20 protein-coding genes are annotated in these 22,820 nt (G+C 38.4%); 9 read left to right on the top strand and 11 right to left on the bottom strand.

All coding sequences use genetic code 11. The features are described 5' to 3' along the window. Positions 1-97 precede the first annotated feature (97 nt). On the top strand, positions 98-631 hold the full coding sequence (locus HUS24_RS11495) for a DUF2726 domain-containing protein (RefSeq protein WP_173912139.1): 534 nt from the start codon (positions 98-100) through the stop codon (positions 629-631). 92 nt (positions 632-723) lie between these two features. Here HUS24_RS11495 and HUS24_RS11500 read toward each other — a convergent pair whose 3' ends face one another. The 9 genes from HUS24_RS11500 to mdtD all read right to left on the bottom strand — a co-directional run bounded on the left by HUS24_RS11500 (position 724) and on the right by mdtD (position 9,339). Then, positions 724-1,077: a RidA family protein gene (locus HUS24_RS11500; protein WP_173912140.1), complete on the bottom strand. Its 354-nt coding sequence runs from the start codon at positions 1,075-1,077 to the stop codon at positions 724-726. Positions 1,078-1,141: 64 nt separating this feature from the next. After that, positions 1,142-1,357: a hypothetical protein gene (locus HUS24_RS11505; protein ID WP_173912141.1), complete on the bottom strand. Its 216-nt coding sequence runs from the start codon at positions 1,355-1,357 to the stop codon at positions 1,142-1,144. Between the two features lie 59 nt (positions 1,358-1,416). Next, complete coding sequence (creD, locus tag HUS24_RS11510) at positions 1,417-2,847, bottom strand: cell envelope integrity protein CreD (RefSeq protein WP_173912553.1); 1,431 nt, start codon at positions 2,845-2,847, stop codon at positions 1,417-1,419. Positions 2,848-2,991: 144 nt separating this feature from the next. Then, on the bottom strand, positions 2,992-4,470 hold the full coding sequence (gene creC / locus HUS24_RS11515) for a two-component system sensor histidine kinase CreC (protein WP_173912142.1): 1,479 nt from the start codon (positions 4,468-4,470) through the stop codon (positions 2,992-2,994). A 52-nt stretch (positions 4,471-4,522) separates the two neighbouring features. Beyond that, entirely contained in the window at positions 4,523-4,831 is a 309-nt protein-coding gene (locus tag HUS24_RS11520) for a hypothetical protein (RefSeq protein ID WP_173912143.1), read from the bottom strand. A 25-nt stretch (positions 4,832-4,856) separates the two neighbouring features. After that, positions 4,857-5,579 carry a two-component system response regulator CreB gene (gene creB / locus HUS24_RS11525; RefSeq protein ID WP_173912144.1) on the bottom strand — a complete coding sequence of 241 codons (723 nt, stop codon included), beginning with the start codon at positions 5,577-5,579 and terminating at the stop codon, positions 4,857-4,859. Positions 5,580-5,944: 365 nt separating this feature from the next. Continuing rightward, positions 5,945-7,000, bottom strand: coding sequence for a DNA polymerase IV (gene dinB, locus HUS24_RS11530; protein WP_173912145.1), 1,056 nt, complete (start codon positions 6,998-7,000; stop codon positions 5,945-5,947). A gap of 134 nt (positions 7,001-7,134) precedes the next feature. Then, positions 7,135-7,872 carry a GH25 family lysozyme gene (locus HUS24_RS11535; protein ID WP_173912554.1) on the bottom strand — a complete coding sequence of 246 codons (738 nt, stop codon included), beginning with the start codon at positions 7,870-7,872 and terminating at the stop codon, positions 7,135-7,137. A gap of 75 nt (positions 7,873-7,947) precedes the next feature. Beyond that, positions 7,948-9,339 (bottom strand): multidrug transporter subunit MdtD, encoded by a 1,392-nt coding sequence (gene mdtD, locus HUS24_RS11540; protein ID WP_173912146.1) that lies wholly within the window; start codon positions 9,337-9,339, stop codon positions 7,948-7,950. Between the two features lie 177 nt (positions 9,340-9,516). Between mdtD and HUS24_RS11545 the strand changes: the two genes are divergently transcribed. Continuing rightward, positions 9,517-11,364, top strand: a complete 1,848-nt coding sequence (locus HUS24_RS11545; RefSeq protein ID WP_173912147.1) for a choice-of-anchor I family protein — start codon at positions 9,517-9,519, stop codon at positions 11,362-11,364. A 67-nt stretch (positions 11,365-11,431) separates the two neighbouring features. On the opposite strand, the gene HUS24_RS11550 is transcribed toward HUS24_RS11545, so the two are convergent. Further along, positions 11,432-12,055: a TIGR00730 family Rossman fold protein gene (locus tag HUS24_RS11550; RefSeq protein WP_254433852.1), complete on the bottom strand. Its 624-nt coding sequence runs from the start codon at positions 12,053-12,055 to the stop codon at positions 11,432-11,434. A gap of 359 nt (positions 12,056-12,414) precedes the next feature. On the opposite strand from HUS24_RS11550, the gene HUS24_RS11555 reads away from it, so the two are divergent. Further along, complete coding sequence (locus HUS24_RS11555) at positions 12,415-14,004, top strand: TerC family protein (RefSeq protein ID WP_173912148.1); 1,590 nt, start codon at positions 12,415-12,417, stop codon at positions 14,002-14,004. A gap of 277 nt (positions 14,005-14,281) precedes the next feature. On the opposite strand, the gene ponA is transcribed toward HUS24_RS11555, so the two are convergent. Then, on the bottom strand, positions 14,282-16,864 hold the full coding sequence (ponA, locus tag HUS24_RS11560) for a penicillin-binding protein PBP1a (RefSeq protein ID WP_173912149.1): 2,583 nt from the start codon (positions 16,862-16,864) through the stop codon (positions 14,282-14,284). A 162-nt stretch (positions 16,865-17,026) separates the two neighbouring features. On the opposite strand from ponA, the gene HUS24_RS11565 reads away from it, so the two are divergent. Genes HUS24_RS11565 through aroK form a run of 6 tightly spaced genes read left to right on the top strand, consistent with a single transcriptional unit; the run spans position 17,027 to position 22,803 of the window. Further along, positions 17,027-18,085 (top strand): pilus assembly protein PilM, encoded by a 1,059-nt coding sequence (locus tag HUS24_RS11565; RefSeq protein ID WP_173912150.1) that lies wholly within the window; start codon positions 17,027-17,029, stop codon positions 18,083-18,085. Then, entirely contained in the window at positions 18,085-18,717 is a 633-nt protein-coding gene (locus HUS24_RS11570) for a PilN domain-containing protein (RefSeq protein WP_173912151.1), read from the top strand. Before HUS24_RS11565 ends, HUS24_RS11570 begins: the two co-directional genes overlap by 1 nt. Further along, complete coding sequence (locus HUS24_RS11575; RefSeq protein ID WP_173912152.1) at positions 18,714-19,505, top strand: type 4a pilus biogenesis protein PilO; 792 nt, start codon at positions 18,714-18,716, stop codon at positions 19,503-19,505. Before HUS24_RS11570 ends, HUS24_RS11575 begins: the two co-directional genes overlap by 4 nt. 2 nt (positions 19,506-19,507) lie before the next feature. Continuing rightward, positions 19,508-20,035: a pilus assembly protein PilP gene (locus tag HUS24_RS11580; RefSeq protein ID WP_173912153.1), complete on the top strand. Its 528-nt coding sequence runs from the start codon at positions 19,508-19,510 to the stop codon at positions 20,033-20,035. Between the two features lie 20 nt (positions 20,036-20,055). Beyond that, the gene (gene pilQ / locus HUS24_RS11585; protein ID WP_173912154.1) at positions 20,056-22,224 is read left to right on the top strand and encodes a type IV pilus secretin PilQ; all 2,169 of its coding nucleotides are present in this window, start codon (positions 20,056-20,058) and stop codon (positions 22,222-22,224) included. A 36-nt stretch (positions 22,225-22,260) separates the two neighbouring features. Beyond that, positions 22,261-22,803 (top strand): shikimate kinase AroK, encoded by a 543-nt coding sequence (gene aroK, locus HUS24_RS11590; protein WP_173912155.1) that lies wholly within the window; start codon positions 22,261-22,263, stop codon positions 22,801-22,803. Positions 22,804-22,820: the final 17 nt, after the last annotated feature.

The raw sequence follows: 22,820 nt of genomic DNA on the forward strand, positions 1-22,820 counted from the left end.
CTAGTTTAGCTGAATAATTCAACTTATTTGTGGAAAAGTGAAATAAAAAGCGGTATAAAAAGAGACAAATTATAAAAATAGATAAGGAAGGCAACTCATGGATTTAATGTTTCTTGCGACACTCGCCATACTTGCAGTAGTCAGTATGATTGCTTATAAGGGACTGAAAAATAAGCAGAAACTAGATAGTGCTTTAAGACAACGTGCGGTTTTTAATTCAAATGAATTAATAACTTATGCGCGTATTAAAGAAATTTTACCGACTGCAAATATTTTAGCGCATGTATCTTTCGATGCATTGCTCACCACAAAATATTTGCATACCCGTCGTAAATATCAAAAAATGTTTGCAGATTTTGTAGTCTTAGATCAAGAGTTTAAAGTGATCGCAGTGATTACTTTAGATGATCCAAATGCGATGAAATGGATAAATACCGATCGAAATCAAGACACTCTGCTAGAAATGGCAGGTTATCGTGTGATTCGCTATCAAGGTGTGCCAGAGTATCAACAATTACGTGAAGATTTTATGCAAGATTATGCAAATATTCACGATACATTAACCACCCAAGCTGCAGTCAATCTAGAAGCTTATGCAGAGCGTTTAGCACGCTCACGTGTTTATGGTTAATTGTAGATAGCGCATGTTCATCATGCGCTAAGTAAGTGGGTGATTAGTGAGCAAACTCAGAAAATAAAATTATTTTAAATACAGTGCTTCAACTAAGGTTTAACCGCAACTACTGTCATTTCAACTAAAACTTCAGGTTTATACATTTTTGCTTCAACGCAAGTACGTGGAAGTGTTTGGATATCAGAACACCAAGCATCCCAAATCTCATTCATATCCGCATAATCATTTTCGATGTCTTTTAAAAAAATCATCACAGACAGGATGTGACTTTTATCTGTGCCTGCATCTGCAAGAAAAGAATCAATTGCAGCTAAAGTTTGTTGTGTTTGCCCTCGGATATCGAGGCTCAGATCAGTGGCCAATTGACCTGCTAAATGAACTAAATTTCCCGAAATTGCAATTTCTGAAAAGCGTGGGCTAACGTGCATACGTTGTACAGTCATGCGGATTCTCACAAATTTTTATTGTTAAAGTTTACGTGAACATGCTCCGCATGAATATGGTTTTTTATGCAAATTCATGTAGTGGTTGTATTTGCTTAAGGTATTTTGCTTGAAAAATGAGGATCAAGCGTTGTTCTGGGCACACCACAATATTACCTAAATTTAAAAAGGAAATTTGGGCTTGGCGAAGCTGATTTAAGCAAAATGCAATGGAACTTTGAATAGGACAAAGTTGAGGAAGTACTGCTGTATTGGTGCTATTTAAAGGTATATTTTTCATGTTCTCACCTACAAATGAAATGGAAATGGATGCGAAAACGCATCCATCTTTAACTGTTTTTAGTACTGTGAAGGGGTGTAATTTTTAAGCTCAGATTTGGGTTTTGTACCGACTTGATACCAGTCGATATGTCGGGTGATGAACATCACAGCAGCAAGCACAATGAAGGAAATCACTGAGCCGATGAGGAAGGTTTTTCCTGATGATTGCAATAATAAGTACATTACTGCATAAAGCGTACTTAAAATCAGGCTAAAGATTGCAGCAGCTTTGATTCCTCGCATCACGAAGAATAGATACCATGTCATCAAACCTACACAGGCGATTGCTGCGACTATATAAGCCCAAGCAAAGGCATAATATTCACTAATTGAGAGTAATAGCACAAAGAAAATGCCTTGTGCCATTGCCACTAAAGCATATTGAATTGGGTGGATTCGCAAGCCTTTCATGACTTCAAATAAGAAGAAACAGCCAAAAGTAATGATGATAATAACGATACCGTATTTAATTGCACGGTCAGTTTGGGTGTAGACATTGACAGATTCTAGAAACTCGGTTGAAAGTCCAATTTTTTCTATATTTTGTCCACTTTCATAGGCTGCAACTGCTTCATTACTACTGCGAGTTAAGTAAGCGTGACTGAGTTGGCGCATACAATCACTATTTTCACAATTGGCGATTTTATTGAGATTTTGTTGTCCCAGTGCGATATTTTTCCACTGTGCGCTAAATTGTTCAGTTTGACTCATTTTTGCGTAAGGTAGGCTTTGTCCATCATATTTGGTATCTGCCCAATTACCTTTTGCGTTATAAGTGACGTGATGACTGGTTGGAATCAAGTTGAATTTACTTAAACCCTTCGTTTGAAGTTGTAAGTTAAATTCAAAACCATTTTGAATCGCTTGCAAGATTTCAGGATGTTTTTGCACAGAAACTGTCATAAAATCAAAGCCTGATTGATCCTTCGCTTGTTCGTTTATTTGAAATGTGTAATTTTGATTGTTAATTTTAATGGAAGGCTGTTTTTCTAAGCCACGTGGATCATGTATAGGAAAAATGATTTGTGCTTTATTCCATTCATAATTTTTTTGATCCAGTTCAGGTTTATAAAAAGCACCTTTCGCCGACAAATTTGCTTGATAATCAATCGCACGATAAATCGTTCGTCTGTAATTGCTATCCGATACATTAAAATTAGCTGTCCAATCGGTACTGTCAGCACCTAAATACATAAAATATTGTTCGGTACATGGAAATGGCTTTTTTTGATCATCCAGGCAGGTTTTTTGTTCTGTATAGGGAACTTGCACATAGGGCGCAATAATGGTTTGTGGTCTAATTTGAGTGCTGGAAATATCTCGAATGAAGTCTTGTTGATAACTTTGACGTTCGGAAACGAGGTTTTGGATAAAAAGTAAACCAATGCCAAATATGCCAATCAATATAAAAATGGCAATGATTTTAAATGTAAGAAAATGAGATCTCATCATAATTTCCTTAAATATATGTAGATCTCAATAGTGTGTAAAAAGTAGATGTTTTTTATTTGAGTTGCTTTTGAGTTTTATGTGAAGTCTAGGTGAAGTTGAAAATGATGCATGTAGGCATGAGCTTAGAAAGACATTACAAAATCAAGTTAGTCGGATGGTGACACAAACACCTTGCTGATGGGGCTGGATTAAATCAATTTGATTTTCATCAATATTTTCAATCTTAATTTGTCCATGATGTTGTTCAATCACTTGTTTCACGATGCTTAAGCCAATACCTGAACTGCGTTGTTGTGAAACAGGGCGGGGCAAGGAAAAATAAGTATCAAAAACTTGTTTGAGGGCATATTCAGGAATCCATTCACCTTCATTAAAGATTTTAAATTCAATAGTTTGTTGCTGATTTTTATGCAATTGAAGCAAAATTTTGCCTGAATGTGGAGTGAAATCCAAGGCATTATCCAGTAAGTTTGCAAAAGTTTGTTGTAGCCAAAAACGATCAGCCTGAATCAAGCATTCATTTTCAATATCCAGTAAACACTGGATTTTTTTATTTTGAATTTGACTGGCATATTGGTCTAAAACGTGTTTGATCAGTTGTGAAAGATCAAAATTTTGTAGCTCAAGTTGATGTTTGGATTTTTCTAAACGTGTCAATAGTAACATCCGATCAATCAAGGTTTTTAAGCGTTGGCTTTGTTCATGAATATGTGTGGCAAATTGTTGTTGATCTGCTAAAGGTAAGTCTTCTTTGAGCAATTCGGCACTGGCTTGAATGGCGGTGAGCGGGCTTTTCAGTTCATGGGTCAACGTGTTGACATAGTGTTCAACATAGGCACGATCTTCAAGTTTTTCTCGCATGGTTTCAATCGCTTGTGAAACCAGATTAAGCTCTTGCGCAGAACGAAAGTGTGGCGCTTGATTGACCGGTGCGAGTGCTTGGGCATATTTACGGACACGGTCAATACTGTGTTTTAGCCAATACGCCACCAAACTGGCAAGAAACAAACTCAATAATGCGATCCAAGCTGCTTGACGAAAAAGCTGATTTTCTGAACGTTGAATATAAGGTTGTACAGAACGATTGGGCTTGCCGATGCTCACCACACCGATCAGTTGCTGCTGTTGATTGACCTGATAATAAATAGGTGCTGCAATAAACATAGTGCTGTGATTGCTCCCCAAATCATTGCCTTTCAAGTCATAACTACGTGTAGAACGTACACCGTATTTTCCTTTTAAAGTCAGATAAATATCATTCCATTGTGAATAATCCTGCCCCGTGGCAATCCCTTGTGAATCATAAATGACAATGCCTTTTGCATCAGTAATATAGATTTGTTGGTTAATTTCCTTTTTATTATGTTGCCAAATCGTGGCATTCAGTTTGCGATTTAAAGCTTGTTGAATTTTTTGATCAAATTGGGGCGTACCGACTTTATTTTCATGCACATCTTCAGCCACCAACATCGCAATAATATTGGCATTTTCAGCGAGTGTATCTTCAACCACTTGGCGCACATTGGGTTTTACTTGCTGGTTAAAAGTGTAGGACATAAACCACAGTCCGAGCAGAATGATTAAACCAAAGAAAAACCAGATGCGTATAAAAATGGACATCGCGCATTACCCATTTAATTTGATAAATAATTCAAATAAACATCGGATATATTTATTCACTTTTGAAATATCCCCACAATATCCATAGTGGTGCAAGTATCAGAAAAATTGACAGTAAATAAAATGCCTTGAAATACATGGCTAAAGAAAAAATAAAAGCACTTAAACAACACGCCACAAGACTAAATTTAAAAGCTTTATCCATGAACTTTTCCATTTTGGTTTGAGGTGGTTCTTCATCATCCTCAAAATACCAATCCTCGTTATACACTTGCGAGATAAAAAATAATAAGCAAATGAAAAGGCTAGAAAGTGCAGGAACTAAAATACATAATCCAAGATTCATCAAATCAATAGCCACTTTTATCTATCCTTTGACGAATATTTTAATCCATTCTCTTTAAGCTATAACCAAAGCCTCGATGGGTTTGAATCGGGTCGTGTTCACTTGAAATGTGTTTGAGTTTTTGTCTTAAACTTTTGATATGTGTATCTACAGTACGTTCCAAACTATGCTCAGGATGTTCCCAAATATGATCCATCAATTGTTGACGGCTAAACACGTGTTCAGGATGATCAATTAACAATTTTAACAAACGATATTCATAACGGGTCAGTTGCAGCAACGTACTAAAATAATGAATTTGTAAGCACTCTTCCTGACATTGCCAAACTTGAGATATTTGTTTTGGATTGTCTTTTATCTCATTGGCTTGAGAGTTTTTTAATTGATTTTGAATTTCCATTCTGCGCCAAATGGCTTTGATCCTTGACACAATTTCTCGAGAACTAAAAGGCTTAGCGCAGTAATCGTCAGCACCAATTTCTAAGCCTATAATTCGGTCAATTTCATCATCATGTGCTGTTAAAAAAAGCAAAGGCGTATGGTTAAAATGGCGAATTTTTTTACAGACGTCAAAGCCATTGAGATCGGGTAAACCCACATCTAAAATAATAAAATCAAAGTTTTTTTCTTGAACATAGTCAATCGCCTGTGTACCTGTATTTGCCCAAGTCACTTGCCAATCCTCACGCTCAAGCGCATAGCGTAAAGGCATTAAAATTGCGGCATCATCTTCAACACACAAAATATGTTTTTTATTATTCATCGGATTTCAAATTTCACGGCATCGTTTTGAGTGTACTGAAAATCAGACTTTTAGGCGAATGAAATTTAAGTGAAGTTTATGTGAACTTTGAGAGAGGGATTGTGCAGCGTTTGAAAAAAGATGAGGGCAATTATTCATGTGACATTCTGAGCGCCCTGTAATATTCGGATTTGATCGTCACGCCAATCACAGGACAGCAGGGCAAAAGTATTGGTGACTTTTACTCACTCAGCAGATACATGGATAATGTATTGCGGGAAATAGAGTACTCTAATTTTGGCGAAGGTGGGAGAATATTTGATTAAAATTAATTCTTTTGTTTGAAAAATAAACGAATTCTTTTCACTTCAATATTTATAGATAGTTCACCACAATGAGAGTTGTGACTCATCTTGCTGTTCGGAGAGTTGGTACAGCCCTACACCGATTAGACGAAATTGAAAATGTTCAGGTATTTGCATTTCTGATAAAAGGATGTGTACCACTTTTTGCATATCTTGTTGTGAATTTAATGCATGTTTAAAGCTTTTACTGTGTTGAAGAACTTGGAAATTTTTTAATTTTAATTTGACCGTAACTCCACGTGCTTGAATTTGCTTTTTGGTTAAACTTTGCCAAACACGTGCAATTAAACCCTCCCAATAGGGCGTACATTGCATCAACGTAAAATCATCATCAAAGGTGATTTCTTTTGAAATTTGTTGGCGTTGTCGTTCTGCTTGTACAGGACGTTCATCAATGCCTTGCGCATATAAAAACAGTTGCTTGCCATATTTTCCAAAATGCTGAATCAAAAAAAATTCATCAATTTGTTGTAAATCTCCCAATGTTTCTAAATTCAAACTTTTCAGTTTTTCTTGGGTAATTTTACCCACACCTGGGATTTTTTTGAGTGGAAGATCGCGAATAAAATGTTGGACTTGGCTGGGTTTTATGATGCAAATACCATTGGGTTTATGCCAATCTGAGGCAATTTTAGCAAGGAATTTGTTGGGTGCAACACCTGCGGAGGCGGTCAGTCCTGTATGGGTAAAAATATCTGTCCGAATGCGTTCAGCAACTTCAGTTGCACTTGGGATATTTTGTAAATTTTCAGTGACATCTAAATAAGCTTCATCTAGGGACAACGGTTCAATCACAGGCGTGTAATGTTGGAAAATATGGTGAATCTGTGCAGAAACTTCCCGATATTTATCAAAATTTGGTTCGATCACGATCACGTGGGGACACAATTTTTTGGCTTGTGACATAGACATGGCAGAGCGTAAACCAAACTCACGTGCAGGATAAGATGCAGCCGCAATCACTGCGCGTGGATGATGCGAGGCAATCACCACAGGTAAATGTTTTAAGTCAGGACGTTCGCGTAGTTCTACTGAAGCGTAGAAAGCATCCATGTCGATATGAATGATTTTTCTCATATTTTCGAGTCAAATTGACCAGATCATTTTTATCTTAACTGAATTGGAGAGCGGACTCATCTTTAAATCTGATTTAAAAAAATTTCTGCGACAAAATACGACTTTAGATCTTCATCTCAAGGTTGCAGATGATTTTACTGCAAAAATTTCTGCCATTGTTTTTCATCACCATAAAATACATTTAAATCGACATTTTTATGTATCCCTGAAATCTTAGCTTGATTGGTCTGTTGCCAAAATGTCCAAGCCCGTTGGTCTTTCAAATCTGGCTGATCGTAATATTCACGAATCCAAATTGGCGTATTTTTAAACTCACCAAGCAAAATAATGTTATAAAAATTTTTTGAGGTATAAAAAATTGGTTGTTTGCCATAATGAGCTTGCAAACGATCATGCATGATTTTGATTTGTTTCAGTAATTGTTCTTTGGTAAAGGTATTAATGCACTTGCTGTCATATTCTAAATCCATCACAGGCGGTAGTGCATCGGGTTTATTTGGCACAGTATTGATAAAATTTTGCGCTTGGATGTCGCCTTCACGACATAAACGAAAAAAATGATAAGCACCTACACGCATACCACGTTCACGTGCTTCGAGCCAATAATTTTGAAATAACGTATCTTTAAAATCCCCACCTTCAGTGGCTTTCAGATAGACAAATTGATATCGCTGCGGAGAAATTTGTTTCCAGTTGATTTGACCTTGATGATGTGACACATCAAAACCTTTGATTGGATAAGGTTCAGCAGAAGCCGCATTATAATGAACAATTGCCAAAGCCAAACTGATCAGGCAGCCAACGATCGCAATCGTCAACGCGACACGATTGCGACTAAAATTTGCTGAAATCTTGGTTAAATGTTTTGGCATCATCATTTTAAATAGAGAGAAGTAATCATTTTAATGTGAACTTCATCGCAAGACTATGCGAGATATGTGTATATTTTAAATCTCTTGGTCTTTGGGAATCTGATAGAAAATAATCGCAGTAATAATGTTAATTAAACCTAAACAAATCAAGGTGTAATGAAATGCTTGCGTGATTTGTGCTTCACCTAAATGGTTTGTAAATACATTCAGTAAAGTCCCTGCCAATGCAATTCCAATACTCATCGACAGCATCATAATCATCGACAAAAAGCTGTTGCCACTACTGGCATCTTGTTGTGGTAGGTCTTTGAGCGTTAATGTATTCATCGCAACAAACTGTAAGGAGTTTAATGTTCCAAATACAAAGAAATGCAGAGCCCTAAGCCACGTTGGGGTATCTGCTGTAGTCAGCGCAAAACTTGCAATACATGCCCCGACCAAAAACGTATTGATCAGTAACAGTCTACGATAGCCGACTTTGGAAATAATCGGGCGGATAATGGGTTTTGAAAATAATGAACCTAACACCATAGGCGTTAGCATGATGCCTGTCATGAACGGCTCCATCTGAAAGGCAACTTGCAACATCAAAGGCAAAATAAACGGAATAGCATTACTTCCGAAACGGGCAAAAAAGTTACCTAAAATCCCAATGGCATAGATTCTGTTTCTAAATAACTTACTACGAAACAAAGCATTTTGATGAGTATGTGCATGATAGGCATAGATCAGCGCAGCAATAAAGCCTGTGATAAATAAACTAAGACTAAAGCTTCTGGATACCTCTCGACTGGCAATATTTTCGATGCCCAACGCCATCCCGACCATCGCAATCACCAGTAAAATAAAACCACTCAAGTCAAACTTTTTCACTGAGGGTTCGGTGGTATTTGGCATGGCTTTAAAGGTCACAAACATTCCCAATAGCCCAATGGGGAGATTGATCAAAAAAATCCAATGCCATGAGGCATACTCAACCAACCAGCCACCCAATGTTGGTCCCATTAAAGGTCCCATTAAACCCGCCAAACTCATTAAACTCATTGCGGACAAAAATTGTTCACGTGGAATAATGCGTAGCATCGCCAACCGCCCGACAGGCAGTAACAATGCACCACCAATACCTTGTAATACGCGAAATGCAATTAATAGATTGAAATCATTGGATAAAGCACAGCCAAGAGAGGCAAGGGTAAAAATCACGATGGCAGCAAAAAAGGTATTTCTTACCCCAAAACGATCGGCGAGCCAACCACTTAAAGGAATACATGCGGCTACAGAAAGTACATAACTGATCACCACACCATGCATACGCAAAGGATGTTCTTGCAGACTGGCCGCCATTGCAGGTAGGGCAGTATTGATAATGGTGGTATCTAAACCTTGCATGAAAAAGCCAATGGACACCAAAAAGACCAATAGGTAAAACTCGGGTTGTAATTTTTGATGTAATGGCGTGGCTGTCATGTCTCTTCAAAAGTTTAATTTTTCAATATTCTAAAGTAATCGTCATTTTAAATCTGTAAAAAGCTTGTTTTGTTGTTGGTCAATAAACTGCAATCATTTTGTCACTGATCTGTCATAAGAATTTCATTCAAGTTGCATAAATTACTGAAAATTTAAACGAAGAATGGAAAAAATTAAATGAAATTTAAAATTTCAGCATTGTGTTTGGCAATGCTTTCGATGGGGTTGGTGGCATGTAATGATGATAAAGACAATTCAACCCATGACAATACCAAGCCGCCTGTCGTTGAAGAAGTAACACCTGAAACCATCAGTTTAAGCCGTTTAGGTCATTATGAAACGGGTGTGTTTGAAGAAAGCGCTGCAGAAATTCCTGCATACGATGCTGCATCAAAACGCATTTTTGTTGTGAATGCTAAAAAAGGTGTAATTGATGTTTTAGATGCATCTAAACCTGAACAGCCAGTACATATCGGTGAATTATCAGCACGTGAACATTTGGCAAATTCTGAAGTGAATTCTGTTTCTGTTAAAAATGGCATTGTAGCGCTGGCAGTACAGGCTGAAAAGAAAACTGATACAGGCATCGTGGCATTTTTTAGTGCTAAGGATTTGAAGTTTATTAGTAAAGTCAATGTTGGGGCATTGCCCGATATGTTGACATTTAGCCCAGATGGTAAAACGGTATTGGTTGCAAATGAAGCGGAACCGAATGATGACTATAGTATTGATCCAGAAGGTTCGGTGAGCATTATTGATGTTTCAAATATCAATAAACCTGTGGCGAGCACTGCTGACTTTAAAGCGTGGAATACCAAAAAAGCAGAATTGATCCAATCAGGCGTCCGCATTTTTGGACCCAATGCAACTGTTGCACAAGATTTAGAGCCTGAATACATTACCATTAGTGATGATGGCAAAACAGCTTGGGCAAGTTTGCAAGAAAATAATGCGATTGCAAAAATTGATATTGCAGCAAAAAAAGTGACAAACATTTATCCACTGGGTTTTAAAGATCATGGGCTGACGGCAAATGCTTTAGATGTTAGTGATAAAGACAAGAAAATAAATATCCAAGCGTGGCAAGGTTTGGTCGGCATGTATCAGCCTGACGCAATTGCACAATATACTGCAAATAATCAAACCTATTTAGTTACGGCCAATGAAGGCGATGCCCGTGAATGGCTCAGTGATGAAGCTGCCTATTTTGCAGGAGATGCGAGCAAAGGCTATGTTGAATCCATTCGTATGAAGCACTTATTTAACAAAAAAGGTTTCAATGCTGAAGGGGATTATCCTGCACATCTCGCACAAATCGCCAAGGGGGCAAAAGGTGCAAAACTCGATCCAACGATTTTTGCATATTGTGGTGCAACAGCAAATGAAGCAGGTAAATGCCGTGATGATGAGCAACTTGGACGTTTAAATATCGCATGGAATATGGGGTATGAAACCAATGCGGATGGTTCGCCAAAATTAGATGCAAATGGATTATTAACCTATAAAAAGCTTTATGCCTATGGCGCACGCTCATTCAGCATTTGGGATGCACAAGGTCAATTGGTTTGGGATTCGGGGAGCGAGTTTGAGCGTAAAGTAGCTGAACTTTTCCCAAATACTTTTAATACTGATCATGCTGCTGTGGCATTTGATGATCGTAGTGACAATAAAGGGCCTGAACCAGAAGGTTTGACTATTGGTAAAATTGGCAAAAAGACTTTTGCTTTTATTGGCTTAGAGCGTCAAAGTGGCATTATGGTGTATGACATCAGCAATCCGCAAAAACCAATGTTTGTACAATACTTTAATGATCGTAGCTTTAAGCAAGATCAAGTACTCAAAGACAGCAAAGGTCAACCGATTTTAGATAAGAAAGGCAAACAGATTTTGATTGAAAAAGGTGACTTGGGACCAGAAGGTTTAACTTTTGTCGCAGCCAAAGATTCACCAAATGCTAAGCCAATGTTGATTGTGGGCAATGAAGTCAGTGGTTCTACTGCGGTGTACCAAATCAATCTAAAATAAGCTGATTAAAGAAACATTCATAAAATAAAAATCGAGCTAAATGCTCGATTTTTTATGATGTGTCGTTTTAGATCACAAATCTTTTAGGTGTATGTAAATTTCGAATAGCAGAGAAAATCTCATCTTCCGTTTCACATACGATTAATTTTGCCCGATGCTGCGGAGGTAAAAAACCTTCCTGAACCGCATGATCAAGTTGGGCGATCATATGGTTATAAAAGCCATTTACATTATAAAGCATCATTGGTTTTTGATGCTGATTCAGCTGTCCCCAAGTGGCAATCTCAAGAATTTCTTCAAAAGTACCTAAACCACCAGGAAGCGCAACAAAAGCACTGGCACGTTCCGCCATCATGGCTTTTCTTGCGTGCATATTGGTGACAATGTGCAGCTCAGTTAAATTTTTATGGGCAACTTCATAGTCCAACATAAACTCAGGAATGACACCAACCACTTCACCGCCATGCTCGGTTACGGTATCAGCGACTTGTCCCATTAAGCCAATACTCGCACCACCATACACAATCCCAAAACCATGTTCAGCAATCCCTTGTGCCAATTGAATCGCTGTTTCTTGATAAATGGGATTATTGCCAAAACGAGAGCCACAATATAGGGCAATGAGAACCTGAGTTGCTTTATTTTCTGTGGTTAAAATAGTTTCTAACGGATTCATAAATGCATTATTCATAAATTATTCTTTCACCTTCATGATCATTAAATCTTTATTTTTCATTATGATTCTACGGCATAAATATGACAAGGTGAGATATGGTTATGTTTTGTTTGCAATGTTTTGTAATGTAAAAGGCTGCAATACCTGCGATTTGCTGAGATTTTTATTGATTTTGAAAAAAAGGATGAATTCCCAAATAGTCTTGATATAATTGAAATCTGTTTTACAACAAACAAATGAATCAACATGGGTAGTGGTTGTCGTCGCTCCGAAATAATACATTTTTCTCATATAACAAAAGCATTCTATCAATTGAAGCTCACGTCTATTTTATTCAACAGTCGCTTGTCTCTCTTGAATAGGGAGGCGCAATCATGATTTTAGAATGGATGTCTGACCCATCGGCATGGGTGGGCTTGGCAACACTGGTAATTCTAGAAATCGTTCTTGGGATTGATAACCTCGTTTTTATTGCCATTCTTGCGGAAAAATTACCGCCTGAACAACGAAATAAAGCACGTATTATCGGTTTAATGTTGGCACTCTGTATGCGTATGGTGCTGTTAGCATCTATTGCATGGGTGATTACACTCACAAAACCTCTTTTTCATATTTTGGAACATCCATTTTCAGGACGAGATTTGATCCTGTTGTTTGGTGGTATTTTCTTATTGTTCAAAGGCACGATGGAGTTGCGTGAACAGTTGGAAGGGCATGGTCCGATTAAAGAAGAAAACCCTGTGCATGCAGCTTTTTGGATGGTCATCGTTCAAATTGTGGTGCTTGATGCCGTATTCTCTTTGGACAGTGTGATCACTGCTGTGGGGATGGTCAAAGAACTGTCAGTCATGATGATCGCTGTGGTGATTGCAGTGGGGATCATGCTGTGGGCATCTAAACCATTGATGGAGTTTGTAAACAAACATCCAACCATCGTGATTTTATGTCTATGTTTCTTGATGATGATTGGTTTCTCACTCATTGTTGAGGGCTTTGGTTATCATATTCCGAAAGGTTATTTATACGCAGCGATTGGTTTCTCAGTCATGATTGAGTTCTTTAACCAAACCATGCGTAAAAACCAAGAAAAAACAGTTACCACCACAGACTTGCGTTTCCGTACTGCATCGGCTGTGATGCGGATGTTAGGTGGCAAAAGTGCTGCAAGTTCTGATAGTCAAAACAGCAAGTCTGAAGATGTTTTGGCGACACAAGCTTTGGCAGATGAGATTTTTGACTCTGAAAATAGTGCATATCATAGTGTGATGGTACAGGGTGTTTTAGGGTTATCGGAACGTCCTGTAAAATCGGTGATGACCCCTCGTCCAGAATTGGAATGGTTAGATTTAGATGAAGATGAAGCGACAATAAAAGAAAATTTAATGTCGATGGCGCATTCGCGTTTAATTTTAGCGCATGGTGAGTTGGACAATATCGCAGGGATTGTACCGACACATAAAGTGTTGAATGACTATATTGAAACAGGTGTGTTGGATTTTGACAAACATCTTCGTGAACCCGTGATTGTGCATGAAAATGCGCAAGTACTCATGGTGATGGAGCAACTCCGTCAAGCCCCACTACAAATGGCGATTGTACTGAATGAATATGGCTCAATTGAAGGGATTGCAACCCCGATTGATGTATTAGAAGCGATCGCAGGTGAGTTCCCTGACGAAGATGAAATGGAAGCTGCTGCTGAAAGCTTGGAAGATGGTTCATTGATGCTTGAAGGCTCAACAGATATTCGTCATGTTTCTTTACTTTTAGGGTGTGATTTAGTCGATGAGTCTGAACAATACTCAACACTTTCAGGTTATATCTTATTTCACTTAGGTCGTTTGCCTGAAAATGGTGTAAAGTTTGAAGCAGATGGTTATCTGTTTGAAGTCGTCACGATGGATGGGCATAAGATTGATAAAGTCCATATTGTTGCTTTGCAAAAACCACAAGATGATGACTAACAGGCATACTGTTTAAAAAATAGGATTGATTAAATAAGCTGCATTATGCAGCTTATTTTTTGTCGATGGAAAATGTTTTATCCATTCTTATTTTTCTTAGGGAATTAATGAGAAAGCTTCATCTTTTAACTTATTTGGTTAAATTAAATGAGATAGCTACATTAAATAATTTCTAAGCGTAAATTAGCCTATTTACAAATCCTCTTACAGAAAAAGGCGGAGAAATAAAAAGAGCGTATATCAAATACGCTCTTTTTGCGGATTATTTTAAAAAGCTTTATTGCACTTCATTAATCAAACTTTCTAAAGAATCATGAGGTTCTTGTCGAGGTGTCGTTGCTTGAGGACGGTTATTCATTGCTGGTGGTGCCTGACGGGTTGGATTCAGGATTTTTTCCACATCATTGCTTTCACCAGGCAAATCATCAAAGTCATTCGATGGATTGCGTGCAGGTGCAACTGGCGCAGGACGATAAATTGGTCGTGCCAATGGTGGTGAGGTGCGATATTCATCTTTCTTCGCTTGAGATGTGTCTTCTGTTGCAACATGACCACGTTGTTCTCGTGAAATAGGATCTTTGGCATTTTTATCAAAATGTACCCAAGCTGATGGTGTCCCTTCAAGCGCTTTACCCATAAAGTTTGTCCAAATTGGTAAGGCTGCAATCCCCCCATATTCACGACGACCAAGCGTTGAAGGTTTATCAAAGCCAACCCAAGCAATCGTCACCAATTTACCATTAAAGCCTGCAAACCATGCATCTTTGGCATCATTGGTTGTTCCTGTTTTACCACCGATGTCACTACGACCAATTTTCAAAGCCGCACGACCAGTACCATGTACAATTACGTCACGTAGAATATTAGCCATATCATAAGCAGATTGTGATTTTAAAATACGTTGTGCTTGGCGGTACTGGCTTTGTTCTTCTTTGCTTAACGCTTTGGTGTTTGTTGGTTCAGCTTCTTGTTCCAGTGTTTGATTGGTCATTTCAATAACTTCATCATCTGGTGTGGTTGCTTCGGTATCTGCTACATCATCTTTTTCATTAATACATGAAATACAAGCATACTCAGGTTTTGCTTCATAGATAGTTTTGCCATATGCATCTTCAATACGACTGATGAAATGCGGTTGTACACGATATCCACCATTGGCGATTGCTGCATAACCTGTGGCCATTTGTACAGGTAAAACTTGCGGTGTACCGAGTGCAATCGTGAAGTTACGAGGAATTTGATCTTCTTGTAGACCAAAGTCCATTAGCAATTGACGTGCACGTTCTACACCCACGCTTTGCAATAAACGTACTGAAACGGTATTTCGTGACAAATACAAAGCTCGGCGTAGTGGAATCATACCCAAATAACGACCATCAGAGTTTTTAGGTGTCCAACGTCCAATCGTGATTGGATTGTCATTGACCATGCTATAAGGTGTCATACCACGTTCAAGCGCTAGCGCATAGATAAATGGTTTAATGGTTGAACCCGGTTGACGCCAACCTTGTAATGCTCGGTTAAATTTAGACTGATAAAAATTATAACCACCCACAACAGCTTCAATTGCACCGTCGTTTGGATTAATCGCAATCAATTGTCCTTGAACTTTAGGTACTTGAACCAGTGACCAAGCGGTTTTTTCAGCATTTGGTCGCAAACGGATAATATCTTTGACTTTGACAATTTGTGAAGCACGACTAAAACCACCACCGACACTATTAGCATTATGGTATGGACGAACCCATGACATACCTGACCACGGTACAGTAACCTTAGAGCCATCTTGCATTAAGGCATCAAAGCTATTTGCATAAACTTTTACGACTTCTGCAGGATAGGTGTTGGCATAAGGTAGAAAATCTTTCAGCGGTTTGTCATGCGCTTCAGGGCCACGCCAACCGTGACGGCGGTCATAATCCTCTAAGCCTTTTTGTACAGCATCTTCTGCATATTGCTGGCGTTTACTGTCAATCGTCGTATAAACCTTATAACCTGAGTCTATTGCAAGCTCGCCAAATTTTTCTACCAGTTCAGAGCGAACCATTTCGCCCACATAAGGAAATTTATTGCTTATACCACGGTCAGGCATACTTAAACTGACAGGTTCAGCAACGGCTTTATTGTATTGTACTTGGTTGATATAACCCAGTTGTAGCATACGACCCAAAATCCAGTTACGGCGTTCTAAGGCACGTTCAGGGTTGGCGACAGGGTTGTATTTTGAAGGTGCTTTGGGTAAGCCTGCAATCATTGCCATTTGGGCAATGCTAAGCTGGTCTAAGCTTTTGTCATAATAAATTTTTGCAGCCGCCGCAATACCATAAGCATTTTTACCTAAAAAGATTTTATTGACATAGAGTGTCATAATTTCTTCTTTGGATAAATTTTGTTCAATTTTTCTTGCTAAAAAAACTTCTGTTAATTTTCTCTTTAATGTTCGTTCAGGGGTTAAGTAATAGTTTTTTGCAACCTGCATGGTGATGGTTGATCCACCAGTTTGTGCACCACCAGTTACAGACTCACTTACTGCACGTCCTAAACCTTTAAAACTTACACCACTATGTTCAAAAAAAGATGAATCTTCCGCTGCTAAGAATGCATGAATAAAATTTTTGGGTATTTGGTTGTACTCAACAGGGACAGAAAGTTTGCCTCCATATTCCGCAATTAATTGATTATCCGCAGTATATACTTGCAAAGGCTTAAGTAATGGCGCCTTTTTTAAGGAGCTCATTTCTGGTAAAGATGGTGCAATATAGAGGTACATTCCATAAAAACCCATCGGTATTGCTATTAAAATAATGATAATCAGCAAAAAAAATGGGTGAACATACCCTGAACGAGATAGCTTTTTCATAACAAGTAAGTTTTAATAAGAGCTAATAGCAAACTAATTGACGGTCAGTATAGCTTTTCATTTAGCAGATTGTTAGATGACTTATTGTATCTATAAAAAATTTAGACCAATTGCAATCAGTTTGTGACGTTTTTTGGGGATAAAAATAATAGGAATTTAATCGTGCTTAGAATCAGTCGTAAGCAAGCTAAGGGGCTTATAGGGGTAGATATTAGTTCGACCTCTGTAAAGATATTAGAACTCTCTGTTAAAAACGGTCGTTATTGGGTGGAAAGCTATGGATTAAGTCCATTGTTAGACGGAAGTGTGGTAGAGAAGAATATTCTCAACCCAGAAGCAGTATCGGATGCTTTAGAGCGTGCGATTAATATTGCTAATCCCCAATCTATGAATGCGGCTGTTGCAGTAACCAACTCTATGGTGATTCAAAAAGTCATCGAGATGGATGCAGACATGAACGATGAGGAACGTGAAGTTCAAATTCGTATGGATGCAGAGCAATATATTCCATTTCCATTGGATGAGGTGAGTCTAGATTTTGAAGTTTTACCTGACAAACTGCCTAATCCAAATCGAGTCAATGTTGTACTTGTCGCAACGCGAACCGAGAATGTAGATTCACGGGTTGAAGTGCTTGAGATGACAGGTTTGACCGCAAAAGTTGCTGACACAGAAAGTTATTGTATTGAACGTGCTTTTGAAGTGTTCTCAGATACGCTACCAATCGGTGCCAATATGGTAGGGATCTTAGATATCGGTCATACTATGACCACGCTTTCGGTCATGCAAAACGGCAAAATCATCTATACGCGCGAACAAGTCTTTGGTGGCAAACAGCTCACTCAGGATGTACAAAGCCGTTATGGTTTGTCTTATGAAGAAGCGGGTCGTGCGAAAAAAGATCGGACCTTGCCTGATGATTATGAAACTGAAGTCCTCATGCCATTCTTGGATGCTGTCGTTCAACAAGCAGCTCGCTCCCTACAATTCTTTTTCTCCTCTTCGCAGTTTAATGAAATTGATCATATTTTGCTGGCAGGAGGAAATGCTAATATTCCAGGACTTGCAAAATTATTACAACAAAAACTAGGTTATCGTGTGACTGTGGCAAATCCATTTTTACAAATGGGCTTTTCACCACAAATCGACCTGAAAAAAATAGAAAATGATGCACCATCGTTAATGATTGCGTGTGGCTTAGCAATGAGGAGTTTTGATTAATGGCAAAGATTAATTTACTCCCATGGCGTGAAGAACTAAGAGAACAACGAAAAAAACAATTTGTTGCGATTAGTATTGGCATCGCTGTATTGGGGTTTATCATTGTATTATTGGCTTGGATGTATTTTAATCAACGATTAGAAGACCAAGAACAAGCAAATCAGTTGGTTGTAAGTACCAATCAAAATTTAGACACACAACTGAAAACACTAGATGGGTTACAAGAACAGCGTAATGCCATTATTGAACGTATGAAGTTAATTCAAGGTTTACAAGGTCAGCGACCTGTGACTGTACGTTTAGTGGATGAGTTGGTACGCGTGGTTCCGCCAGCAATGTATATCACTAAATTTAGCCGCACTGGAGATAAATTTACCATTGAAGGGAAAGCGGAGAGTCCAAACACTGTTGCAGATTTATTGCGTGGTTTAGAAGCATCAGAATGGTATAGAAATGCGTTCATGAATTCGTTCTTGGCAGCAGAAGAAAATAAAAATAAACCAGCAACTTCAGTGGTACCACGTGCTGAAGAGTCTTATGGAAGTTTTGTTGTGAGCGTTGATATTGGGGAAATTGCACAGGCAGCGAAACCTGAGGCAGATCAAGCGCAAGCGAATGGGGGTGCTAAATGAGTCGTCTAGATCTTGAAAAAGCAGATTCAGTCAAAGATGCACCACCAAAGAAAAAAATGACGGTAGATAAATTCTTCCAGCAATTTAATACCTTAGATATGAATAACTATGGGAGTTGGCCAATATCGGTCAAGATTACCTGTTGGTTATTTATCTTATTCGTAGTGGGTGCAATCGGTTATTTTCTTGTCATTAAACCAAAGCTGGATGCCATAGATTCAGCACGTGCACAAGAGCAAACTTTGCTGAATGAGTTTAAGGAAAAAGATTCGAAACTTAGAAATCTTCAGCAATATCAAGCACAGTTACAACAAATGCAAATGGACTTTACACAACAATTGGAACAGTTGCCAAAAGAAACTGAAATTCCAGGTTTGGTTGAAGACATTAACGTGACTGGTGTAAGTTCAGGTTTGAAATTTAAAAATATCAAACTAGAAAATGAAGTACAGCAAGAATTCTTTATTGAGCAACCCATTTCAATAGAAGCAACAGGGGATTATCACTCATTTGGTGGTTTTGTGAGTGGAATTGCAGCTTTACCACGAATTGTTACTTTGCATGATTTTACTATTACAGCTGAAGCACCAAAAGATGCCAAATCTGATGTACCTTTGGTAAATTATACTTTAAACGCAAAAACCTACCGTTATATCGGTACAGATGTTGAAACAGCAGAAACAGCAACAGCTGAAAATACTTCACAAAATACCAATGCAGTGGCTACAGGTACAGCTTCAAGCTCAAATAACTCTTCACAAACAACTAGTAAAAAGGGGAGAAGATAAGCATGAATTTACTTAAATTAATGAGCGGAATCTCTCTTGTTGTTTTACTGGTCGGATGCGATTCAAGGATTGATGCAGTCAATCAGGAAATGGCAACAATCCGTAGTCAGCCGCCTTTACCGATTGAACCTGCACCGACATTTGATCCTGTGCCAAGTTTTAATTATTCAGCACAGCAATTACGTAGCCCATTTTTACCAAGTTCATTGGCAAATGAGTTGAGAATTATGTCAGGGAAACGTGTTTATCCAAACTTCTCTAGACAGCAACAACCTTTAGAAAATTATGCGCTTGAAACTTTGAGTTTTAAAGGCAGCATGAAATCAAACAATGGGCAAATTGTTGGTCTGATTCAGACGCCAGATAAAGAAGTTGAGCGTGTGCAAACAGGCAACTATTTGGGGATGAATCAAGGGCGGATTATTTCAATCACTCCAACTCGAATTGATCTTTTAGAGATCGTACCAGATGGACGAGACGGGTATATCGAAAGACCACGAAGTCTAGTATTGATCGGTCAATTAGATTGAGAATGAATGAAGGAATAAAAATGAAAAAGAGCATTAAAAACTTTTGGGGTGGGGACGGCATCTTTATGAACACTTATTTACGTCAATTTTCAATGGCGGCAGTATCGATTGCGGTGATGCAAGCCGCAGCTGCACAAGTGACAATGACCAATGTGGTACCAATGCAATTAGCAGGACAAGGTACTGAGGTGCGTGTCATGTTCAATGGTTTACCTCCACAACCACAAGCGTATCAATTAGAATCGCCTTCTCGTTTGGTGCTGGATTTTAACGATACAAAACTAGGTCTAACACAAACCTCAATTCCAGTGTCAAGCTCAGAAGCGTCTTCAATCAATGTCGCTTCGGATGCACAGCGCTCACGCTTGACGGTAAATTTAAATAATAGTGGTGCTTTTACTACTCGCGTAGAAGGCAATACATTTATTTTAAAAATAAATAATGCAAACCAAAATGGTAGCCTTGAAAACTTAGGACCAACTACGGTTGCTAAACCTGCTCAAGGTGTAGCAGATATTGGCTTCCAGCGTGGCAGCAAAGGTGAAGGTCAGGTGAGTATTAATCTAGCAGGTGTGAACACTCCTGTGGATGTACAACAACAAGGCAGTAAAGTTGTGGTGCGTGTATTGGGTAATAAAATTCCAACACATCTTATTCGTCGTTTAAATGTCAATGATTTTGCTACACCAGTTGCAACGATTGATGCGCATAATGATGGCAATAACGGTGTGATTACCATTCAGTCTACAGGTAGCTATGAATACATGGCTTATCAAGCTGAAGATAAGTTAACGATTAGTTTAAAACGCCCAGAAGATACTCGTCCAAATAAACCTGCATCAAGTCAATCTTATACGGGCAAAAAAATCTCACTAGATTTCCAAGATATTGAAGTGCGCCGAGTATTACAGTTATTGGCTGATTTTACTGGAGTAAATATGGTTGCTGCCGATTCGGTACAAGGCAATATTACCTTACGTTTAAAAGATGTTCCTTGGGATCAGGCACTGGATATTATTCTTAAAACGAAAAATTTGGATAAACGTCGTAATGGTGATGTGATCTGGATAGCACCCGTTCCAGAGTTGATTAAATCTGAAGAAGATGAAGCCAAAGCGATTGCGCAAAGCGTTAAACTTGCACCAATTCAAACGGAGTACATCCAGTTAAGTTATGCCAAAGTGGCTGATGTATTGAAGCTTTTGGAAGATTCCCGAGATGCAAAAGGTGCCGAAGGTAATAGAACTGCCAACACAGATTCACTGGCTCTAGAAAGCTTACTCAGCTCACGTGGTAGTGCAGTGGCTGATATTCGAACCAATACTTTAATTGTTAACGATACTGCAAAGAATATTGATAAAGTTCGAAAAATGGTGGATTTACTCGATGTTTCAGTCAAGCAAGTCATGATTGAGGCACGTATTGTTCGAGCTTCCACAGGTTTTTCTAAAGAAATGGGCGTAAAATGGGGGATTTTATCGCAAGGCGTACCTCGTAATAATGATTTGTTGGTTGGTGGGAGTGACCAATCGCTTTGGGATTTAAAAACCCCTGATGATGATGGAAAAATTACCGTTACTCGTCCAGATAACCTAAACGTTGACTTAGGTGTGGCCAATGCTGCAGGTAAAATCGCTTTTGGTCTCATCAGTTTATCTGATTTTATGTTAGACCTTGAGTTATCTGCATTACAAGCAGATGGTTATGGTGAGGTAATTTCGACACCAAAAGTGATGACTGCAGATAAACAAAAAGCCAAAGTATCTTCAGGTCAACAGATTCCCTATACCACTACCACAAACTCTGCAGCTGGTTCAACAGCAACTACTGAATTTAAAGATGCATTGTTAAGTTTGGATGTAACACCAAGCATCACACCTGATGGTAAAGTACAAATGCAATTGAATATTAGTAGCGACTCTCGCGGGGATACTGCACCCAATGGTGAAGTGATTTTGAATAAAAACGAAATCAATACCAATGTCTTGGTTGATAATGGTGAAACTGTGGTACTTGGTGGTATTTTTGAGCAAGAAACCCAAAATACAACAACCAAAGTTCCATTCTTTGGTGATTTGCCATATATCGGGCGTTTATTCCGTAATGATGCCAAAGTTGAAAATAAACGAGAGCTGTTAATCTTTGTAACACCTCGAATTATTAATGACAGCAGTGCGAGAAATCATTAATATACTTTTAATGAAAGCAATTCAATAGGTGACTCCTTGCCAAGCAAAGAGTTTGATTCCCTACCAAATTTATATTTGGTAGGGCCCATGGGAGCAGGAAAAACCACTGTTGGTCGACATTTAGCTGATCTGTTAGGTCGTGAATTTTTAGACAGTGATCATGAGATTGAGCGTAAAACAGGTGCAACGATTCCTTGGATCTTTGAAAAAGAAGGTGAGCAAGGATTTCGTACCCGTGAATCCGTTGTTATTAATGAGTTAACCACTAAGAAAAATTTGGTACTTGCTACAGGTGGTGGTGCAGTCACACAAGCAGTAAATCGAGAATATTTAAAGCAACGTGGAATTGTTATTTATTTATATACCCCTGTTGAACTTCAATTACAACGCACATATCGAGATAAAAACCGTCCTCTATTGCAAGTTGAAAATCCTGAGCAAAAATTAAGAGATCTTCTAAATATTCGCGACCCTTTATATCGTGAAGTTGCACATTATATTATTGAAACCAATCAAGGTGCAGCACGAGATTTAGCGCAACGCATTTTACAATTGATTATGTCTAAAGAAATTATTTAATACTGCTGGTTAGGTAT

It is taken from the genome of Acinetobacter sp. Marseille-Q1618 (assembly GCF_902809855.1).
GTDB lineage: Bacteria > Pseudomonadota > Gammaproteobacteria > Pseudomonadales > Moraxellaceae > Acinetobacter.